The 17613-nt window shown below is 67.3% G+C and carries 7 protein-coding genes and 3 rRNA genes; 8 read left to right on the top strand and 2 right to left on the bottom strand.

The window, feature by feature from the left end; translation table 11 throughout:
• The first annotated feature begins 31 nt into the window (after positions 1-31).
• Positions 32-4249 carry an AfsR/SARP family transcriptional regulator gene (locus ACSMXV_RS20870; protein ID WP_473172873.1) on the top strand — a complete coding sequence of 1406 codons (4218 nt, stop codon included), beginning with the start codon at positions 32-34 and terminating at the stop codon, positions 4247-4249.
• A gap of 206 nt (positions 4250-4455) precedes the next feature.
• Here the strand turns inward: ACSMXV_RS20870 and ACSMXV_RS20865 are convergent, their stop codons facing one another.
• Positions 4456-5280: a TetR/AcrR family transcriptional regulator gene (locus ACSMXV_RS20865; protein ID WP_473172872.1), complete on the bottom strand. Its 825-nt coding sequence runs from the start codon at positions 5278-5280 to the stop codon at positions 4456-4458.
• A 376-nt stretch (positions 5281-5656) separates the two neighbouring features.
• On the opposite strand from ACSMXV_RS20865, the gene ACSMXV_RS20860 reads away from it, so the two are divergent.
• Together ACSMXV_RS20860 and ACSMXV_RS20855 are read left to right on the top strand one after the other, a co-directional pair.
• Positions 5657-7084 (top strand): NAD(P)/FAD-dependent oxidoreductase, encoded by a 1428-nt coding sequence (locus ACSMXV_RS20860; RefSeq protein WP_181660961.1) that lies wholly within the window; start codon positions 5657-5659, stop codon positions 7082-7084.
• A 275-nt stretch (positions 7085-7359) separates the two neighbouring features.
• Complete coding sequence (locus ACSMXV_RS20855; protein WP_473172871.1) at positions 7360-9015, top strand: ATP-binding SpoIIE family protein phosphatase; 1656 nt, start codon at positions 7360-7362, stop codon at positions 9013-9015.
• 49 nt (positions 9016-9064) lie between these two features.
• Here ACSMXV_RS20855 and ACSMXV_RS20850 read toward each other — a convergent pair whose 3' ends face one another.
• Positions 9065-10351 carry an MFS transporter gene (locus tag ACSMXV_RS20850; RefSeq protein WP_473179011.1) on the bottom strand — a complete coding sequence of 429 codons (1287 nt, stop codon included), beginning with the start codon at positions 10349-10351 and terminating at the stop codon, positions 9065-9067.
• A 112-nt stretch (positions 10352-10463) separates the two neighbouring features.
• On the opposite strand from ACSMXV_RS20850, the gene ACSMXV_RS20845 reads away from it, so the two are divergent.
• The 5 genes from ACSMXV_RS20845 to ACSMXV_RS20825 all read left to right on the top strand — a co-directional run bounded on the left by ACSMXV_RS20845 (position 10464) and on the right by ACSMXV_RS20825 (position 17530).
• Complete coding sequence (locus ACSMXV_RS20845; protein ID WP_181660959.1) at positions 10464-11012, top strand: MarR family winged helix-turn-helix transcriptional regulator; 549 nt, start codon at positions 10464-10466, stop codon at positions 11010-11012.
• A gap of 668 nt (positions 11013-11680) precedes the next feature.
• Positions 11681-13206: ribosomal RNA gene (locus ACSMXV_RS20840) — 16S ribosomal RNA — on the top strand.
• Between the two features lie 319 nt (positions 13207-13525).
• Positions 13526-16648 (top strand): 23S ribosomal RNA (locus ACSMXV_RS20835).
• A 91-nt stretch (positions 16649-16739) separates the two neighbouring features.
• Positions 16740-16856, top strand: a 5S ribosomal RNA gene (gene rrf, locus ACSMXV_RS20830).
• The 16S, 23S and 5S rRNA genes sit together here, the layout of an rRNA operon.
• Before the next feature lie 131 nt (positions 16857-16987).
• The gene (locus tag ACSMXV_RS20825) at positions 16988-17530 is read left to right on the top strand and encodes a GNAT family N-acetyltransferase (RefSeq protein ID WP_473172870.1); all 543 of its coding nucleotides are present in this window, start codon (positions 16988-16990) and stop codon (positions 17528-17530) included.
• Positions 17531-17613 lie beyond the last annotated feature (83 nt).

Raw genomic sequence — 17613 nt, 5'->3', positions numbered from 1 at the left:
CCGTCCCGACGTGCGGGGCGAGAATGGGCCGGTGCGGTACCGAATCCTGGGCGTCACAGAGGCGCAGACCGAAGAGGGCGCCCCCGTACCCATAGGCGGTCCGCGCCTCCGGGCGCTTCTCGCCGCACTGGCCCTCCGTGCGGGCCGCCCCGTCCCCGTCGACGTACTCATCGACGAGGTGTGGGCCGACGATCCGCCGTACGACGCCCCGGCAGCTCTGCAGGCGCTCGTCGGCCGTCTGCGCCGGGCGCTGGGCCGGGAAGCCGTCGCCTCCGAGACGGGCGGCTACCGCCTCACCGCGACCGCCGACGACATCGACCTGCACAGATTCGAACGCCTGGTAGGCGAGGGCACTGCGGCGCTCCACGCGCGCGACGCGGTGTCCGCCGGCCGCGTCCTGCGCGAGGCGCTGGCCCTCTGGCGCGGCCCCGTGCTCGCCGATCTGCCGGACCGCAGCGCCGCAACGCGCCTCGAGGCGCAGCACCTGGAGGCCACGCGCGCGCGGGCGCACGCTGACCTGTTGCTGGGCCACGTTTCCGGGCTCGTACCCGAGCTGAGGGAGCTCGTCACCGCGCACCCGTACGACGAGCCGCTCCACGCGCTCCTCATCCGCGCGCTACGCGAGGCGGGGCGCCGGGCGGACGCTCTCGCCGCGTACGAGGACGCCCGCCGCATCCTGGCGGACGGCCTCGGCACCGATCCGGGTCCGGAACTACGGGCTCTGCATGCGGAGTTGCTGGCGCCGGAGGGGGTGGGGCGGCCTGGGGGCGGGGCGGGCGCCGTGGCCGGGGTTCCGGGCCATGCGGTCGGGACGGGGGCCACGGGGGCCGGGCCTGGTGTATTCGACGAGCAGGCCGGGCGTTCGGGGTTCGTGGCGCAGGGCGGGCCTGGTACGTCCGCTGCGCGTGCAGGGACTTTGGAGGCCGCCGGGCAGGCCGGGCTTGGATCGGGTGAGAGGGCCGGGCCTTTGGGGTCCGCCGGGCAGGCCGGACGTGGATCGGGTGAGCGGGCCGGGGCCGTACAGGGCGAGCAGGCCGGACCTGGATCGGGTGAGCGGTCCGCGCGTTCGGGGTCCGCCGCGCAGGCCGGGCTTGGATCGGGTGAGCGGGCCGGGCCTGGTGCTCATGCGCCTGCCGCGTCGTCCGCGGCGAAGAAAGCCGATCCCGGAGCGCCGGCGCCAGGCGAGTCCGCGCGCTCCGCGCCCGGGGAATCCTCGCATGTCGGACGCGGGGAATCCGGGTCGGCAGTGCCCGGTGGGTCCTGGTCGGTCGGGCCAGCGCACGCCGCGCCAGGCGACTCGGCACCCGCCGTGTCCCGGGAGTCCGGCAATGCCGCACCTGGCGACTCCGGGTTCGCCGCGCCCGGCGACTCCGCGCAGGCCGCGCGCACCAACCTCACCGATGCCGGGCCGGGAGAGGCGGCGGGCGCCGCGCGAAGCGAGCCCGCCGAAGCCGGGCCGGGGGAGTACTCAGAGGGCGCCGCGCCCGGCGACGCCGCGCGGCCCTCACCCGGCGAGCCCACCGATGCCGGGCCGGGTGAGTTCCCAGGGGCCGCGCCCGGCGACCCCGCGCAGCCCACTCCCGGCGAACCCCTGCAGCCCGCCCCCGCCGCCGCCTCCCGCCGCCCCGAGCGCAAGGGCAACCTCCGGCCGCGGCTGAATTCGTTCGTCGGCCGGGAACCCGAACTCGGCGCCATCCGTTCGGACTTGCAGAGAGCACGCCTGGTCACCCTCACCGGACCCGGCGGCTCGGGCAAGACCCGTCTCGCCGAGGAAGCCGCCGCCGGGCATCCCGACGCATGGCTGGTCGAGCTGGCCCCGCTCGACCATCCCGAGGCGGTCCCGGGTGCCGTCGTCAGCGCGCTCGGCCTGCGCGAGACGGTGCTGATGACTAGCGAGCTGACGGCGCCGCAGGACGACCCCGTCGCCCTGCTCGTCGAGTACTGCGGCCCGCGAGGACTGCTCCTGATCCTTGACAATTGCGAACATGTGATCGACGCCGCTGCCCGGCTCGCCGAGACCCTGCTCACCCGCTGCCCGGACCTCACGGTGCTGGCCACCAGCCGCGAGCCCCTGGGCGTACCCGGTGAATCCGTGCGCCCCGTCGAGCCCCTCCCGCCGGACCCGGCGTACCGCCTCTTCACAGAGCGCGCCACGGCGGTGCGTCCCGGTTTCGCCGCCACCGCTGAAGCCGACGCCGAGGCCGTCGCCGAGATCTGTCGCCGTCTCGACGGGTTGCCGCTCGCCATCGAGCTGGCCGCCGCCCGGCTGCGGATGCTCACCCCACGGCAGATCGCCGACCGCCTCGACGACCGCTTCCGCCTCCTCACCAGCGGAAGCCGTACCGCCCTGCCTCGTCAGCAGACCCTGCGGGCGGTCGTCGACTGGTCCTGGGACCTGCTCGACGAGCGTGAGCGGACGGTCCTGCGGGAGGTGTCCGTCTTCGCCGGCGGCTGGGACCTCGGGGCCGCCGACGCCGTCTGCACAGGGCCCGCCGCGGACATCGTCGGCGCGCTCGTCGACAAGTCCCTCGTCGTCGCCACGCCCTGCGCGAGGGTCGAGGACGGCATGCGGTACCGCATGCTCGAAACCATCCACGAGTACGCGGCCGAGCGCGCCGCCGAAGCCCAGGAGCTGCGCGCCGCCGCAGAGCGCCGCCACTTCGCGTACTTCCGCGCGCTCGTCGACAAGGCCGATCCCCTGCTGCGCTCCGCCGAACAACTGCCCTGGATCCGGCGTATCGAGACCGAGCTCGACAACATCCGCGCGGCCCTCTACCGGGCCATCGCGACCGGCGACGAGGAACAGGCCTGCGCGCTTGCCCTGGGCACGGCCTGGTTCTGGTGGCTGCGCAACTACCGGCGGGAGGGCATTGAGTGGGTCGAGCGCGTCCTCCGCATGAGCGCGACCGCGGACGGCGACGCCTGCAGCACTGCCACTGCTCCCGAGGAGGGGACCGCGAGCGCTCCGTGGTGGGCCGAACTCCCGCCTGGCCCCGCCCCCGAAGCGCACGCCGGCCCCGCGCCCGAAGCGCACGCCGGCCCCGCGATCGAAGCGCACGCCCGCCCCGCGCCCGAAGCGCAGGCCGCCCCCGCGATCGACGAGCAGAACGACGCCCTCTACTGGCCGCGGATGAGCCTCCGCATCCTGCATCTCTTCTTGGTGGCGGAGTCCAAGCCCGCCGCCGTGCTGACCAGTGAGCGGGTGCGTGAGTACATCACGCAGGTCCAGCACCCCTTCGAGCAGCCCGTGCCCGCCGCGGCCAGCTTTCCCGGCCTGATCTGGCCCTTCGCCTCCTACTTCTTCGGTGAGCGCCCGGACGTCCACAAACCCCTGGACGCGGCGATCGCCAACTGCCGCCGGTTCGGCGGGGACTGGGAGGTCGCGGTCCTGTTGATGTTCCGTACGCACACGGCCGTCGACTCAGCCGGCGGCGTGGACGCCGTCGACGACGACCTGGCGGAGCTGCGGATCCTGAGCCGCCGCGTGGGCGACCGCTGGTTGCGCGCCCAGGTGTCCAGCGCGGCGGCCGAGGCCGCGATGGCCCGCAGCCGCTTCGACGAGGCCAAGAAGGAGTACGAGGAGGCACTGCGGCTCGCCTACGAGGTGGGCGCCTACGCGGAGACGCCCTTCTTGATCGCACGTCTGGCGGAGATCGCCTACCGCTCGGGTGACCGGGAGACGGCCGCGAAGGCGCTGGACGAGGCGAGCGCCGAAGCGGACCGACACGGTGTGACGGACTCGCGGGCCTTCGTGCGGCTGCTCGCCGCCATGATCACGCTGGAGGACGGCGACGTCGTGCGGGCCCGCACGCTGTGCGACGCGGCCCGTGAGGAAGCCACACGGGGCACACCACCGCCGCAGTTCATCGCCGGCATGGCGGCTGTCGACGCCCGGATCGTAGCCGTCGAGTCGGGCCCCGCCGCCGCGCTGCCGCGGATGGCCGAGACCCTGCGAGAGGCGGTCGCGAGCGGGTGCGCGGAGGTGGTGACGGCGGCGCTCGTGGACAGCGCGGCCGCCCTCCTGGGACGGCTCGGCGACCACGTACGGGCGACCCGGCTGCTCGCCGCCGGGGCACACTGGCGCGGTGCCCACCCGCGTCCGATGCCGGACCGCGCCGAGGCCGAAGCGGTTGCCGCCGATGCCCTCGCCGGGCTGGGCCGGCGGCGCTACGACGTCGAGTACGCGGCGGGCGCGGGCCTCACGGCCGACGGCGTGCTCGCCGAACTGGCGGCAGCCATGGGTTCGTAGGCCCGAACCGACCCGTACGTCCGGACCGAGCGTGCTGATTCCGGACCGAGCGTGCTGATTCCCCTACCCCGCCCATTCCCGGCTGTATCGATGTGCGGCTCCGCCGCGTGGGGGGACTCCGCCCCAGACCCCGGATCGCCCTTCGGACTCGTCCTCAATCTCCCCCAGCTACCGCTGGGAGGTGCCCCCAGACGGGCCAATTCTTGTCACGCCGGTCGCGACCGCAATCCCTCCAGCAGGATGTCCAACAGCCGCGCGGAAGCCGCCGCCTGTTGGGCCGCGTCCGGCAGGGCGGGTGCGGCCGTGGCTATCACCAGCAGTACGTCCGCCACGGTCACGTCCGCCCGCAGTTCGCCCGCCGCACGCGCCCGGTCCACCAGTCGGCCGACGACGTCGAGCAGCTCCGCCGCCCCCGCGTCGCCCTGCTCGTCGGCCCGTGCCGTCCGCTGCTCGACCAGCCGCAGGTCGGGCTGCGCGGGCTGGGAGGAGCGCTGCTGCGGCACGCGCGTCTCGTCGAGCCCCGCACCCGCAGCCGTACCGTCACTCGCCGCGGACCCGTCCTCGGCGACGCCCACCCGCAGCACCTGCGGCGGCAGCAGCCGGCCCGCGCCCGAGGCCACGGAGGTCCGCAGGAAGCGCGACAGCGCCGACCACGGCTCGTTCTCCTGGCCGAGGGCCGCGCGCGCCTGCTCGGTGAGCCGGGAGGTCTCCTCCTCGGCTATGCGCCGTACCAGGACGTCCTTGCTCGGGAAGCGCCGGTAGACCGTGCCGACACCGACCCGGGCCCGCCGCGCCACGTCCTCCATCGGCGCGCCGTACCCCAGCTCGCCGAAGACCTCGCGCGCCGCGCGCAGCACATGCTCCAGATTGCGCTGAGCGTCCACACGCAGCGGCGTCGTGCGGCCTCCGTCGCCCACCGCACGACCGTTTCCGCCGTGCGAGCCGTGCGAGCCGTGTGCTCCATGCGCGCCGTGCGATCCCGCCGCTGCGTAGGCGGATGCGGACGACCAATGAGAGTCCTGAATATGCATGTTTGTTCCCCCGGTAATGACGTCTCCCCCCGGAGACTCTCCCCGTCATTGGCAGCCGGAGCGCACAGGCACACGCGTGGTCCCACGAGCCCGCTCGGCGGGCCCGCCGAGAGCATCCCCCCACACTCCGACGACACACGAACATAGTTGAGCCCGAGTCAATTCAGAAGAGGGACGTTCCGCGCGGCGCGTGCCACGATCGGAGTACGCACCGTTTCAACCCTGATTGCACCCCCGGGCTCCTCGTAGCGCCTACCCGCTGACCTGGGCATCTTCTGGGGACTCCGGCAAATCGCCCAACAGCGACCGCCCGGCGCGACCGGTCACATAAATTGCCGGGACTGTGGACAAACGGCGGGGACGGGTGCGTCATGGGATGGTGAACGCTGCGATCAATGAGGAGACACCGGACCCGTCGGCCGCTGAGCGGCGGGCCGAACCCCCCGTGCACAAGCGCATTCTCGTCGTCGGCGGCGGCTACGTCGGGATGTACACGGCTCTGCGTCTGCAGCGGAAGCTGAAACCCGAGCTCCAGCGGGGCGAGGTCGAGATCGTCGTCGTCACGCCCGACCCCTATATGACGTACCAGCCCTTCCTGCCCGAGGCGGCCGCGGGCTCCATCTCGCCCCGGCACGTGGTGGTGCCGCTGCGTCGCGTCCTCGACGGCTGCCGTGTCGTCGTCGGCGAGGCCCGGTCGATCGACCACGCCAAGCGCACCGCGACCCTCACCACCCTCGCGAGTGACGAGGAGGGCACGGGCGCCGTCACCCTCACCTACGACGAGCTGGTCCTGGCCCCCGGCTCCGTGTCGCGCACCCTCCCGGTCCCCGGCCTGGCGGATCACGGCATCGGCTTCAAGACCGTCGAGGAGGCCATCGGCCTGCGCAACCACGTCATCGAGCAGTTGGACATCGCCTCCTCCACACGCGACCCGGCGATCCGCGATGCGGCGCTCACCTTCGTCTTCGTCGGCGGCGGGTACGCGGGCGTGGAGGCCCTCGCCGAACTCGAGGACATGGCCCGCTACACCGCGCGGTACTACCACAACGTCAAGCCCGAGGACATGAAGTGGATCCTCGTCGAGGCGACGAACCGCATCCTCCCCGAAGTCGGCGAGGAGATGGGCAAGTACGCCGTCCGTGAGCTGCGGCGCCGCAACATCGACGTACGCCTGGAGACCCGCCTCGACTCGTGCGAGGACCGGGTCGCCGTGCTCAGCGACGGCGCGCGCTTCCCGACGCGTACGGTCGTGTGGACCGCCGGCGTCAAACCGCACCCGATCCTGGCCGCCACCGACCTGCCGAAGAACGGCCGGGGCCGCCTCAAGTGCACCGCCCAGCTGACCGTCGAGGGCGTCACGCACGCGTGGGCGGCCGGAGACGCCGCGGCCGTCCCCGACGTCACCGCCGACGAACCGGGCAAGGAGTGCGCCCCCAACGCCCAGCACGCGGTGCGCCAGGCGAGGGTCCTCGGCGACAACATCGCCGCCTCACTGCGCGGCGAGCCCCTCCAGGAGTACGCGCACAAATACGCCGGATCGGTGGCGTCGCTGGGGCTGCACAAGGGCGTTGCGCACGTCTACGGACGCAAGCTGAAGGGCTACCCTGCCTGGTTCATGCACCGCGTCTACCACCTCAGCAGGGTGCCCACCTTCAACCGCAAGGCCCGCGTCCTCGCCGAGTGGACCCTCTCTGGGCTCTTCAAGCGGGAGATCGTGTCGCTGGGATCGCTCGAACATCCCCGGGCTGAGTTCGAACTCGCGGCCGGTGGGAAGCCTCAGGACAACCCGAAGGGGTCGTCCTGAACGGAGTAAGGAACTCCACCCACTTGACGGGCGTCTGACGGATGTCAGTCCCGTCGGCCAGACTGGTCCCTGATTCGCGACCATGACCATGACGATGCCGGACGGTCGTTCCCTCGCCCGCACTCGACATCACCTTGACATCACCCAGACATCTTGAGGCTTTCCCCAGTGCTGTATCTGTCCGGAGTACGCAGCCCCCGACCGCGGCTGCGCGGCGGTCCGGACCCCCGGCCGTTCAGGAGCGGGCCGAAGACGACGACACGAGGCATGAATCGGTGAACTTCACGCGCTGGAGCGCCCGGCTCCCCGGAACGCAGCGCCGCGCGGCAGCGCGGGCCGATGAGGCGATCTCCCCGGCACCGCCCGTGGACGGAGCGGGCGCCGTTCCCCAGGCACGCGCAGAAAAGCCGACCGACACGGACGAGCCCTGCGCCACGCCCGCCGTGGACGACCTCCCGGTCCGCGAGGTCCTCGACCGCATCCCGGCCCTCGTCGCGCTCGTCCACGGCCCGGAGCACCGCATCGCCTACGTCAACGACGCGTACGCGGCGGCGTTCGGCCCTCGCCCCGTCGGCGAACCCGCGGCCGAGGCGCTCCCCGAGCTCGACGAAATCGGCCTGCTGCCGCTCCTCGACCAGGTGCTGCGCAGCTCCAGACCCCGCACCGTCAAGTCCCGCAAGGCCCCCGACGGCCGCTCGTACACGTTCACCTGCACGCCCGTCGACACCCTGGCAACCCCCGAAGGCGGAGGCGTCCTGATCTTCGCCGCCGACGTCACCGACCACGCCGAGGCCGCCGAACGGCTGCGCGCCAGCGAGCGCCGACAGCGCGAAACCGCCGTCACGCTGCAAAGGTCGCTGCTCCCCCAGGAGTTGGAGGAGCCCGACGACCTGCGCATCGCCGCCACGTACCAGCCGGGCGGCACCGACGCCGCCGTGGGCGGCGACTGGTACGACGTGATCACGCTCGGCGGCGGCCGCACCGCCCTCGTGATCGGCGACGTGATGGGCCGCGGCGTGCGCGCGGCGGCCGTCATGGGCCAGCTGCGCACGGCCGTCAGGGCGTACGCCCGCCTGGACCTGCCTCCGCACGAGGTCCTGCAGCTGCTCGACGGCCTCGCCGCCGAGATCGACCCGAACCAGATCGCCACCTGCGCATACGCCGTGCACGACCCCAACGAGGGCAAGCTCGTGTACGCCTCGGCGGGCCATCTCCCGATCCTCGTACGCGACGAGAAGGGCACCATCCACCGCGCAGAGGAACCCACCGGCCCTCCGCTCGGCACCGGCGGCTGGATGCACGCCTCCGGCTCCGTCCCGCTCGGCCCCGGCTCGACCGCCGTGCTCTACACCGACGGCCTCGTCGAGCGGCGCGGCGAGGACATCGACGAAGGCGTCGCCGCCCTGGAGAACGCCCTCGCCGGAGCGACCGGCACGCCACAGGTGGTGTGCGACCGCCTTATCCGCGCGGCGGGCGTCACCGCGGACCACGACGACGACGTGGCCGTACTCGTCCTGCAGCACCCCGCACGCAGCGGCCCGGACGAGGAGCTCTTCCGTAACGCCGCGCTCGAACTGCTCGGCGGCGTGGAAGCCGCTCCACGCGCGCGTGCCTTCGCCTCCGGCGTCCTCACCAGCTGGCGCTTCCCGCGCGAGCTGCACGACCTGGGCGTCCTGGCCGCCAGCGAACTCGTCGCCAACTCGCTCCAGCACGGCACCCCGCCGATGCGTCTGCGTCTGCGCCGCACCGATCGCCGTCTGATCATCGAGGTGACGGACGGCAACGACCACCTGCCGCGCCGCCGCCGCGCCGAGCCCGCCGACGAAACGGGCCGCGGCATCGCCATCGTCGCCACGATCGCCTCGAACTGGGGCTCGCGCCGCGCACCCGGGGGCGGCAAGGCGGTCTGGTGCGAGTTCGCACTGCCCTAGTACGCGTCGTACCCGCGTCAGGCGCCGGACGGCCCGGGCCCCCGTCGCGTCAGGCGCCGGACGGCACCGGTTCGGCCGGTGCACCGCCCTGCGCCACCACGCGGGCCCTGGCGAGTGACGGCTGGTCCTGCCCCGGGGCGAGCCGGCGGCCCAGTCGCAGCGCCAGCACCGTGATGCCGAGCGAGAAGAGCAGAAACGTCACGATGTACGGCGCGTGCAGCGCAGCCCCCATCGGACCGCCGACGGCCGGGCCGACCGCCAGCGCCAGCTGCTTCACCAGGGCGAAGGCGGAGTTGTACTGACCGACCATGCCCGTCGGCGCCAGATCCGCCACCAGCGGCGCGAGGGTCGGCGACAGCATCGCCTCGCCCAGTCCGAACAGGGCGTACGTCGAGACGAACGCGGCCGTCGCCATGGCCTGGCTGCCGTGCCCGAGACCCGCATACCCGGCGACCGCCCACGCGAGCGCCCACAGGAGCCCCACGGAGGCGATCACTCGGGACCGCCTGCGCCGCTCGACGAACCTCAGCACCGCGAACTGCGCGACCACGATCATCGCCGTGTTCGCCGCCAGAGCGATCCCCAGCGTCGACGCAGAGACTCCCGCGGCCTCCACGCCGTACGCGGAGAGGCCCGACTCGAACTGCCCGTAGCAGGCGAAGAAAAGTACGAACCCGAGCACACACAGCTGCACCATCGCCCGGTGCCGCAGCAGCGCCCGTAGACCGTTCCGGCCGGCCGGGGACTCGTCCCGGGGCACGGAACCGCGCAGAGCCGGCGATTGCGGCATCCGCACTGTGGCGGCAATCGCTGCCAGCACCAGGAACATCACGGCCTCGATCGAGAACAGCAGCGTGAAGCTGGAGGGCCGGTGCTCGTCGACGATCTGGCCGCCGATCAGTCCGCCGATACCGAGCCCCAGGTTCTGCAGGAAGAACTGCGTGGCGAAGGCGCGCGTGCGCGTGTTCGTGTCCGCGCACCACACGACCAGCGTCGCGAGCGCCGGCTGCATCACCGCGGTGCCCGCACCGAGCACCGCGGCTGCCACGATCACCGCCACCTCGCCGCGCGCGAGTCCCAGCGCCAGGGCACCGGCGGAAGCGATCAGCGCGGCGCCCACCAGGACCGGAAGCGGCCCGCGCCGGTCGAGAGCACGCCCGGTGAAGGGCAGGACGACCAGGGCGGCGACGGCAAAGGCGGCGAGCACGACGCCTGCCGTACTGGCCCCGAGGCCCCGCACCTGCGCCACATAGACGTAGAGAAACGGAACCGTGAAGCCGACACCGAACGCGCTCAGCGCGCTGCCGATCTGGATCCGGCGCATCGCTGCGCCCATCGCCCTGGTCACTTTCACCTCAACCCTGAAGACTTCGAACATAAATTTCGAGGCTAAACAGTACAGGCTGAAGAACTTCAATGCCAAGCAAGGTCGTGCCATACTGCGGACCATGGGCGACACTCACGGCGTCACCGAGCCGACCCTCGAAGAACAGATCGCCGCCTACCAGCGCGAATTCCAGGACCTCGACCCGCAGGTGGAGAAGATCGTCTCGGCCCTGGGCCGCCTGAACCGCCGTATGAACGTCGCCTACGGCCGCCAGACGGCAACGCTCGGCATCAGCAACGCCGAGTGGGAAGTACTGAAGGCACTCGTCCTCTCCGGCGCCCCGTACCGCATGGGTCCGGGAGACCTCGCCAAGCGGCTCGGCCTCACGCCCGCCGCGATGACCCATCGGATCGACCGCATGGTGGGCGAGGGGCTGGTCACGCGTGAGCGGGACGAGTCCAACCGCGTACGCGTCATCGTCGAGCTCACGGCGGAGGGGCGCGAGAAGTGGCTCGAGGCCATGCGGCTCGCCTCGGTCTTCGAGGAAGATCTCCTCCAGGACCTATCCCCGGAGGAGCGCTCCACCCTCGGCGAGGTGCTGACCCGGCTCCTGCGACGCGTGGAGCACGCTCAGCCTGACGCCGGCGGACGCCTCAGTGACCTGGACTGATGCCCCTGGCCGGCCTCGCCGAAAAAATCTTGACGGCGGCGGTTGACATCACCATGGGCGATCCGTAAGGTTCTTCGGGTTGCCAGGAGACGTAACGGTTCTCCGGTGACACCTTCGCCGCTCACGCGGCACCCCAAACCATCAGCACGAACTCCCAGCGGGACTGATTTCGGCACGCCCGAATTCAATTCCACGGCTCGATTATGAGTCGCCGGGAGAATCCGCTAAGGTTTAGGACGTCGGAACGGCCCAACAGCCGGGAAGACAACCCATTCTGACTGGGAATCAGGCCCGAAAGGATCTGATAGAGTCGGAACCGCCGGAAAGGGAAACGCGAAAGCGTGAACCTGGAAAGCACCGAGGAAATCGGATCGGAAAACGATCTGATAGAGTCGGAAACGCAAGACCGAAGGGAAGCGCCCGGAGGAAAGCCTGAGAGAGTCTCTCGGGTGAGTACAAAGGAAGCGTCCGTTCCTTGAGAACTCAACAGCGTGCCAAAAATCAACGCCAGATATGTTGATACCCCGTCTCCGGCCGGTTCGGCTGGGGCGAGGTTCCTTTGAAATAACACAGCGAGGACGCTGTGAACGGCCGGGCTTATTCCGCCTGGCTGTTCCGCTCTCGTGGTGTCGGCCCGCAGTCTTTAATTAGGCGCAGTCGGGAAAACATTCACGGAGAGTTTGATCCTGGCTCAGGACGAACGCTGGCGGCGTGCTTAACACATGCAAGTCGAACGATGAAGCCCTTCGGGGTGGATTAGTGGCGAACGGGTGAGTAACACGTGGGCAATCTGCCCTGCACTCTGGGACAAGCCCTGGAAACGGGGTCTAATACCGGATAACACTCTCACGGGCATCTGTGAGGGTTGAAAGCTCCGGCGGTGCAGGATGAGCCCGCGGCCTATCAGCTTGTTGGTGAGGTAGTGGCTCACCAAGGCGACGACGGGTAGCCGGCCTGAGAGGGCGACCGGCCACACTGGGACTGAGACACGGCCCAGACTCCTACGGGAGGCAGCAGTGGGGAATATTGCACAATGGGCGAAAGCCTGATGCAGCGACGCCGCGTGAGGGATGACGGCCTTCGGGTTGTAAACCTCTTTCAGCAGGGAAGAAGCGAAAGTGACGGTACCTGCAGAAGAAGCGCCGGCTAACTACGTGCCAGCAGCCGCGGTAATACGTAGGGCGCAAGCGTTGTCCGGAATTATTGGGCGTAAAGAGCTCGTAGGCGGTCTGTCACGTCGGATGTGAAAGCCCGGGGCTTAACCCCGGGTCTGCATTCGATACGGGCAGACTAGAGTGTGGTAGGGGAGATCGGAATTCCTGGTGTAGCGGTGAAATGCGCAGATATCAGGAGGAACACCGGTGGCGAAGGCGGATCTCTGGGCCATTACTGACGCTGAGGAGCGAAAGCGTGGGGAGCGAACAGGATTAGATACCCTGGTAGTCCACGCCGTAAACGGTGGGAACTAGGTGTTGGCGACATTCCACGTCGTCGGTGCCGCAGCTAACGCATTAAGTTCCCCGCCTGGGGAGTACGGCCGCAAGGCTAAAACTCAAAGGAATTGACGGGGGCCCGCACAAGCAGCGGAGCATGTGGCTTAATTCGACGCAACGCGAAGAACCTTACCAAGGCTTGACATATACCGGAAACGGCCAGAGATGGTCGCCCCCTTGTGGTCGGTATACAGGTGGTGCATGGCTGTCGTCAGCTCGTGTCGTGAGATGTTGGGTTAAGTCCCGCAACGAGCGCAACCCTTGTTCTGTGTTGCCAGCATGCCCTTCGGGGTGATGGGGACTCACAGGAGACTGCCGGGGTCAACTCGGAGGAAGGTGGGGACGACGTCAAGTCATCATGCCCCTTATGTCTTGGGCTGCACACGTGCTACAATGGCAGGTACAATGAGCTGCGAAACCGTGAGGTGGAGCGAATCTCAAAAAGCCTGTCTCAGTTCGGATTGGGGTCTGCAACTCGACCCCATGAAGTCGGAGTTGCTAGTAATCGCAGATCAGCATTGCTGCGGTGAATACGTTCCCGGGCCTTGTACACACCGCCCGTCACGTCACGAAAGTCGGTAACACCCGAAGCCGGTGGCCCAACCCCTTGTGGGAGGGAGCTGTCGAAGGTGGGACTGGCGATTGGGACGAAGTCGTAACAAGGTAGCCGTACCGGAAGGTGCGGCTGGATCACCTCCTTTCTAAGGAGCACTTCTCACCAGGCCTCTTCGGGGACTTGGTCAGAGGCCAGAACATCAGCGAACGTCTGATGCTGGTTGCTCATGGGTGGAACGTTGATTATTCGGCACACTTGATCGTCTTCTCCTTCCAGTACTGCTCTTTGAGCGTGGAACGTTGAGGGGAGCGGCGAGTGTGTCGGGCACGCTGTTGGGTGTCTGAGGGCACGGGCTGAACGCTCGTTCCTTCGGTATGCCGGCCCCAGTGCACTCGAGCCGCTGGTTCGGGGTGATGGGTGGTTGGTCGTTGTTTGAGAACTGCACAGTGGACGCGAGCATCTGTGGCCAAGTTTTTAAGGGCGCACGGTGGATGCCTTGGCACCAGGAACCGATGAAGGACGTGGGAGGCCACGATAGTCCCCGGGGAGTCGTCAACCAGACTTTGATCCGGGGGTTTCCGAATGGGGAAACCCGGCAGTCGTCATGGGCTGTCACCCATGCCTGAACACATAGGGCATGTGGAGGGAACGCGGGGAAGTGAAACATCTCAGTACCCGCAGGAAGAGAAAACAACCGTGATTCCGGGAGTAGTGGCGAGCGAAACTGGATGAGGCTAAACCTTGTATGTGTGAGACCCGGCAGGGGTTGCATGCAGGGGGTTGTGGGATCTCTTTTCTACGGTCTGCCGGCCGTGGGACGAGTCAGAAACCGTTGATGTAGGCGAAGGACATGCGAAAGGTCCGGCGTAGAGGGTAAGACCCCCGTAGTCGAAACATCAGCGGCTCGTTTGAGAGACACCCAAGTAGCACGGGGCCCGAGAAATCCCGTGTGAATCTGGCGGGACCACCCGCTAAGCCTAAATATTCCCTGGTGACCGATAGCGGATAGTACCGTGAGGGAATGGTGAAAAGTACCCCGGGAGGGGAGTGAAATAGTACCTGAAACCGTGTGCCTACAAGCCGTGGGAGCGTCGGGCAAGCACTTGTGCTTGTCTCGTGACTGCGTGCCTTTTGAAGAATGAGCCTGCGAGTTTGCGGTGTGTTGCGAGGTTAACCCGTGTGGGGAAGCCGTAGCGAAAGCGAGTCCGAATAGGGCGGTTTAGTAGCGCGCTCAAGACCCGAAGCGGAGTGATCTAGCCATGGGCAGGTTGAAGCGGCTGTAAGAGGTCGTGGAGGACCGAACCCACCAGGGTTGAAAACCTGGGGGATGACCTGTGGTTAGGGGTGAAAGGCCAATCAAACTCCGTGATAGCTGGTTCTCCCCGAAATGCATTTAGGTGCAGCGTCGTGTGTTTCTTGCCGGAGGTAGAGCACTGGATAGGCGATGGGCCCTACCGGGTTACTGACCTTAGCCAAACTCCGAATGCCGGTAAGTGAGAGCGCGGCAGTGAGACTGTGGGGGATAAGCTCCATGGTCGAGAGGGAAACAGCCCAGAGCATCGACTAAGGCCCCTAAGCGTACGCTAAGTGGGAAAGGATGTGGAGTCGCAGAGACAACCAGGAGGTTGGCTTAGAAGCAGCCACCCTTGAAAGAGTGCGTAATAGCTCACTGGTCTAGTGATTCCGCGCCGACAATGTAGCGGGGCTCAAGCGTACCGCCGAAGTCGTGTCATTGCAGTACATACCCCCAACGGGGACTGTGATGGGTAGGGGAGCGTCGTGTGCCGGGTGAAGCCGCGCCGGAAGGCAGTGGTGGACGGTTCACGAGTGAGAATGCAGGCATGAGTAGCGATACACACGTGGGAAACGTGTGCGCCGATTGACTAAGGGTTCCTGGGTCAAGCTGATCTGCCCAGGGTAAGTCGGGACCTAAGGCGAGGCCGACAGGCGTAGTCGATGGATAACCGGTTGATATTCCGGTACCCGCTGTGAAGCGTCAAACATCGAATCCAGTGATGCTAAGCCCGTGAAGCCGCCCTGATCTCTTCGGAGTTGAGGGGAGTGGTGGAGCCGGTGACCCGAGCTGGTAGTAGGTGAGTGATGGGGTGACGCAGGAAGGTAGTCCATCCCGGGCGGTGGTTGTCCCGGGGTAAGGGTGTAGGCCGAGTGGTAGGTAAATCCGCCGCTCATCAAGGCTGAGACCTGATGCCGAGCCGATTGTGGTGAAGTGGATGATCCTATGCTGTCGAGAAAAGCCTCTAGCGAGTTTCATGGCGGCCCGTACCCTAAACCGACTCAGGTGGTCAGGTAGAGAATACCGAGGCGTTCGGGTGAACTATGGTTAAGGAACTCGGCAAAATGCCCCCGTAACTTCGGGAGAAGGGGGGCCACACTTGGTGATCCAATTTACTTGGTGAGCTGGGGGTGGCCGCAGAGACCAGCGAGAAGCGACTGTTTACTAAAAACACAGGTCCGTGCGAAGCCGTAAGGCGATGTATACGGACTGACGCCTGCCCGGTGCTGGAACGTTAAGGGGACCGGTTAGTCATGATTCGTCATGGCGAAGCTGAGAACTTAAGCGCCAGTAAACGGCGGTGGTAACTATAACCATCCTAAGGTAGCGAAATTCCTTGTCGGGTAAGTTCCGACCTGCACGAATGGCGTAACGACTTCTCGACTGTCTCAACCATAGGCCCGGTGAAATTGCACTACGAGTAAAGATGCTCGTTTCGCGCAGCAGGACGGAAAGACCCCGGGACCTTTACTACAGTTTGATATTGGTGTTCGGTTCGGCTTGTGTAGGATAGCTGGGAGACTTTGATACTCGGACGCCAGTTCGGGTGGAGTCGTCGTTGAAATACCAGTCTGGTCGTGCTGGATGTCTAACCTGGGTCCGTGATCCGGATCAGGGACAGTGTCTGATGGGTAGTTTAACTGGGGCGGTTGCCTCCTAAAGAGTAACGGAGGCGCCCAAAGGTTCCCTCAGCCTGGTTGGCAATCAGGTGTTGAGTGTAAGTGCACAAGGGAGCTTGACTGTGAGACCGACGGGTCGAGCAGGGACGAAAGTCGGGACTAGTGATCCGGCGGTGGCTTGTGGAAGCGCCGTCGCTCAACGGATAAAAGGTACCCCGGGGATAACAGGCTGATCTTCCCCAAGAGTCCATATCGACGGGATGGTTTGGCACCTCGATGTCGGCTCGTCGCATCCTGGGGCTGGAGTCGGTCCCAAGGGTTGGGCTGTTCGCCCATTAAAGCGGTACGCGAGCTGGGTTTAGAACGTCGTGAGACAGTTCGGTCCCTATCCGCTGTGCGCGTAGGAGTCTTGAGAAGGGCTGTCCCTAGTACGAGAGGACCGGGACGGACGAACCTCTGGTGTGCCAGTTGTTCTGCCAAGGGCATGGCTGGTTGGCTACGTTCGGGAGGGATAACCGCTGAAAGCATCTAAGCGGGAAGCCTGCTTCGAGATGAGGACTCCCACCCACTTGATGGGGTAAGGCTCCCAGTAGACGACTGGGTTGATAGGCCAGATATGGAAGCCCAGTAATGGGTGGAGTTGACTGGTACTAATAGGCCGAGGGCTTGTCCTCAGTTGCTCGCGTCCACTGTGTTGGTTCTGAAACCACGAACAACCCCGCGTTGCGTTGCCGCAGCGTGGTGCGGTTGAGAGTTTCATAGTGTTTCGGTGGTCATAGCGTGAGGGAAACGCCCGGTTACATTCCGAACCCGGAAGCTAAGCCTCACAGCGCCGATGGTACTGCAGGGGGGACCCTGTGGGAGAGTAGGACGCCGCCGAACAATTCTTGAGAAAGCCCCCGTACCGGGAAGAAATTCCTGGTACGGGGGCTTTCTGCATTTCTGACCTGTCCGCGTTGCACGGACTTCTTATTGCCTTGCAGGGGGCGAGTCACCTCGCCGACCATCAGGGCATGAGCCCTGTCATCCGATCCATACGCCCCGACGAGTGGCCCGCGGCCAGGGAGCTCCGGCTCGCTGCGCTCCAGGACCCTGCCGCGTCCATTGCCTTCCTCGAGACGTACGAGCACGCAGCCGCCCAGCCAGACTCCTTCTGGCAGGACCGGACGGCACGGGTTGCCGAAGGGGCCACCGGGGCTCAGCAATTCATCGCCGAGGCGCCGGACGGGCAGTGGATCGGGTCGGTGGTCGTGCTGGTCGAAGAGGCCGGGACGGAAGCGTTCGGGGGCGTGGTCGAGCGGCGGCAGGGCCATCTGGTTGGGGTGTATGTGCGGCCCGAGTACCGGGGGAGTGGCGTGAGCAAGGCCCTCTTCGATGCCGCATTGGAGTGGGCCTGGGGCGTGGGGCTCAAGCACGTGCGGTTGTTTGTTCATGCGCGAAATGCTCGCGCCGAGGGGTTCTACCGCAAGGCCGGCTTTGTGCCGACGGGTAAGACCGTGCCGGTTCCGGTCGATCCGTCCGCCGTGGAGGTGGAGTTCGTCATCGAGCGTCACTAGCTGTACCGCTGCGGACCGTTTGCTGTCCGGCATCGGCGACGACCCGCGATGCTGCGCACCCGGTTGTCGCAGGACGCGGCACA

It is taken from the genome of Streptomyces sp. DSM 42067 (genome assembly GCF_055792885.1).
This window is presented reverse-complemented; position numbering and strand designations above follow the sequence as displayed.

Bases quoted from the DNA above. Each gene is read 5' to 3' on its own strand.
- ACSMXV_RS20825 (WP_473172870.1), top strand. From the start codon at position 16,988: ATGAGCCCTGTCATCCGATCCATACGCCCCGACGAGTGGCCCGCGGCC.
- ACSMXV_RS20860 (WP_181660961.1), top strand. From the start codon at position 5,657: ATGGTGAACGCTGCGATCAATGAGGAGACACCGGACCCGTCGGCCGCT.
- ACSMXV_RS20845 (WP_181660959.1), top strand. From the start codon at position 10,464: ATGGGCGACACTCACGGCGTCACCGAGCCGACCCTCGAAGAACAGATC.
- ACSMXV_RS20865 (WP_473172872.1), bottom strand. From the start codon at position 5,280: ATGCATATTCAGGACTCTCATTGGTCGTCCGCATCCGCCTACGCAGCG.
- ACSMXV_RS20850 (WP_473179011.1), bottom strand. From the start codon at position 10,351: ATGGGCGCAGCGATGCGCCGGATCCAGATCGGCAGCGCGCTGAGCGCG.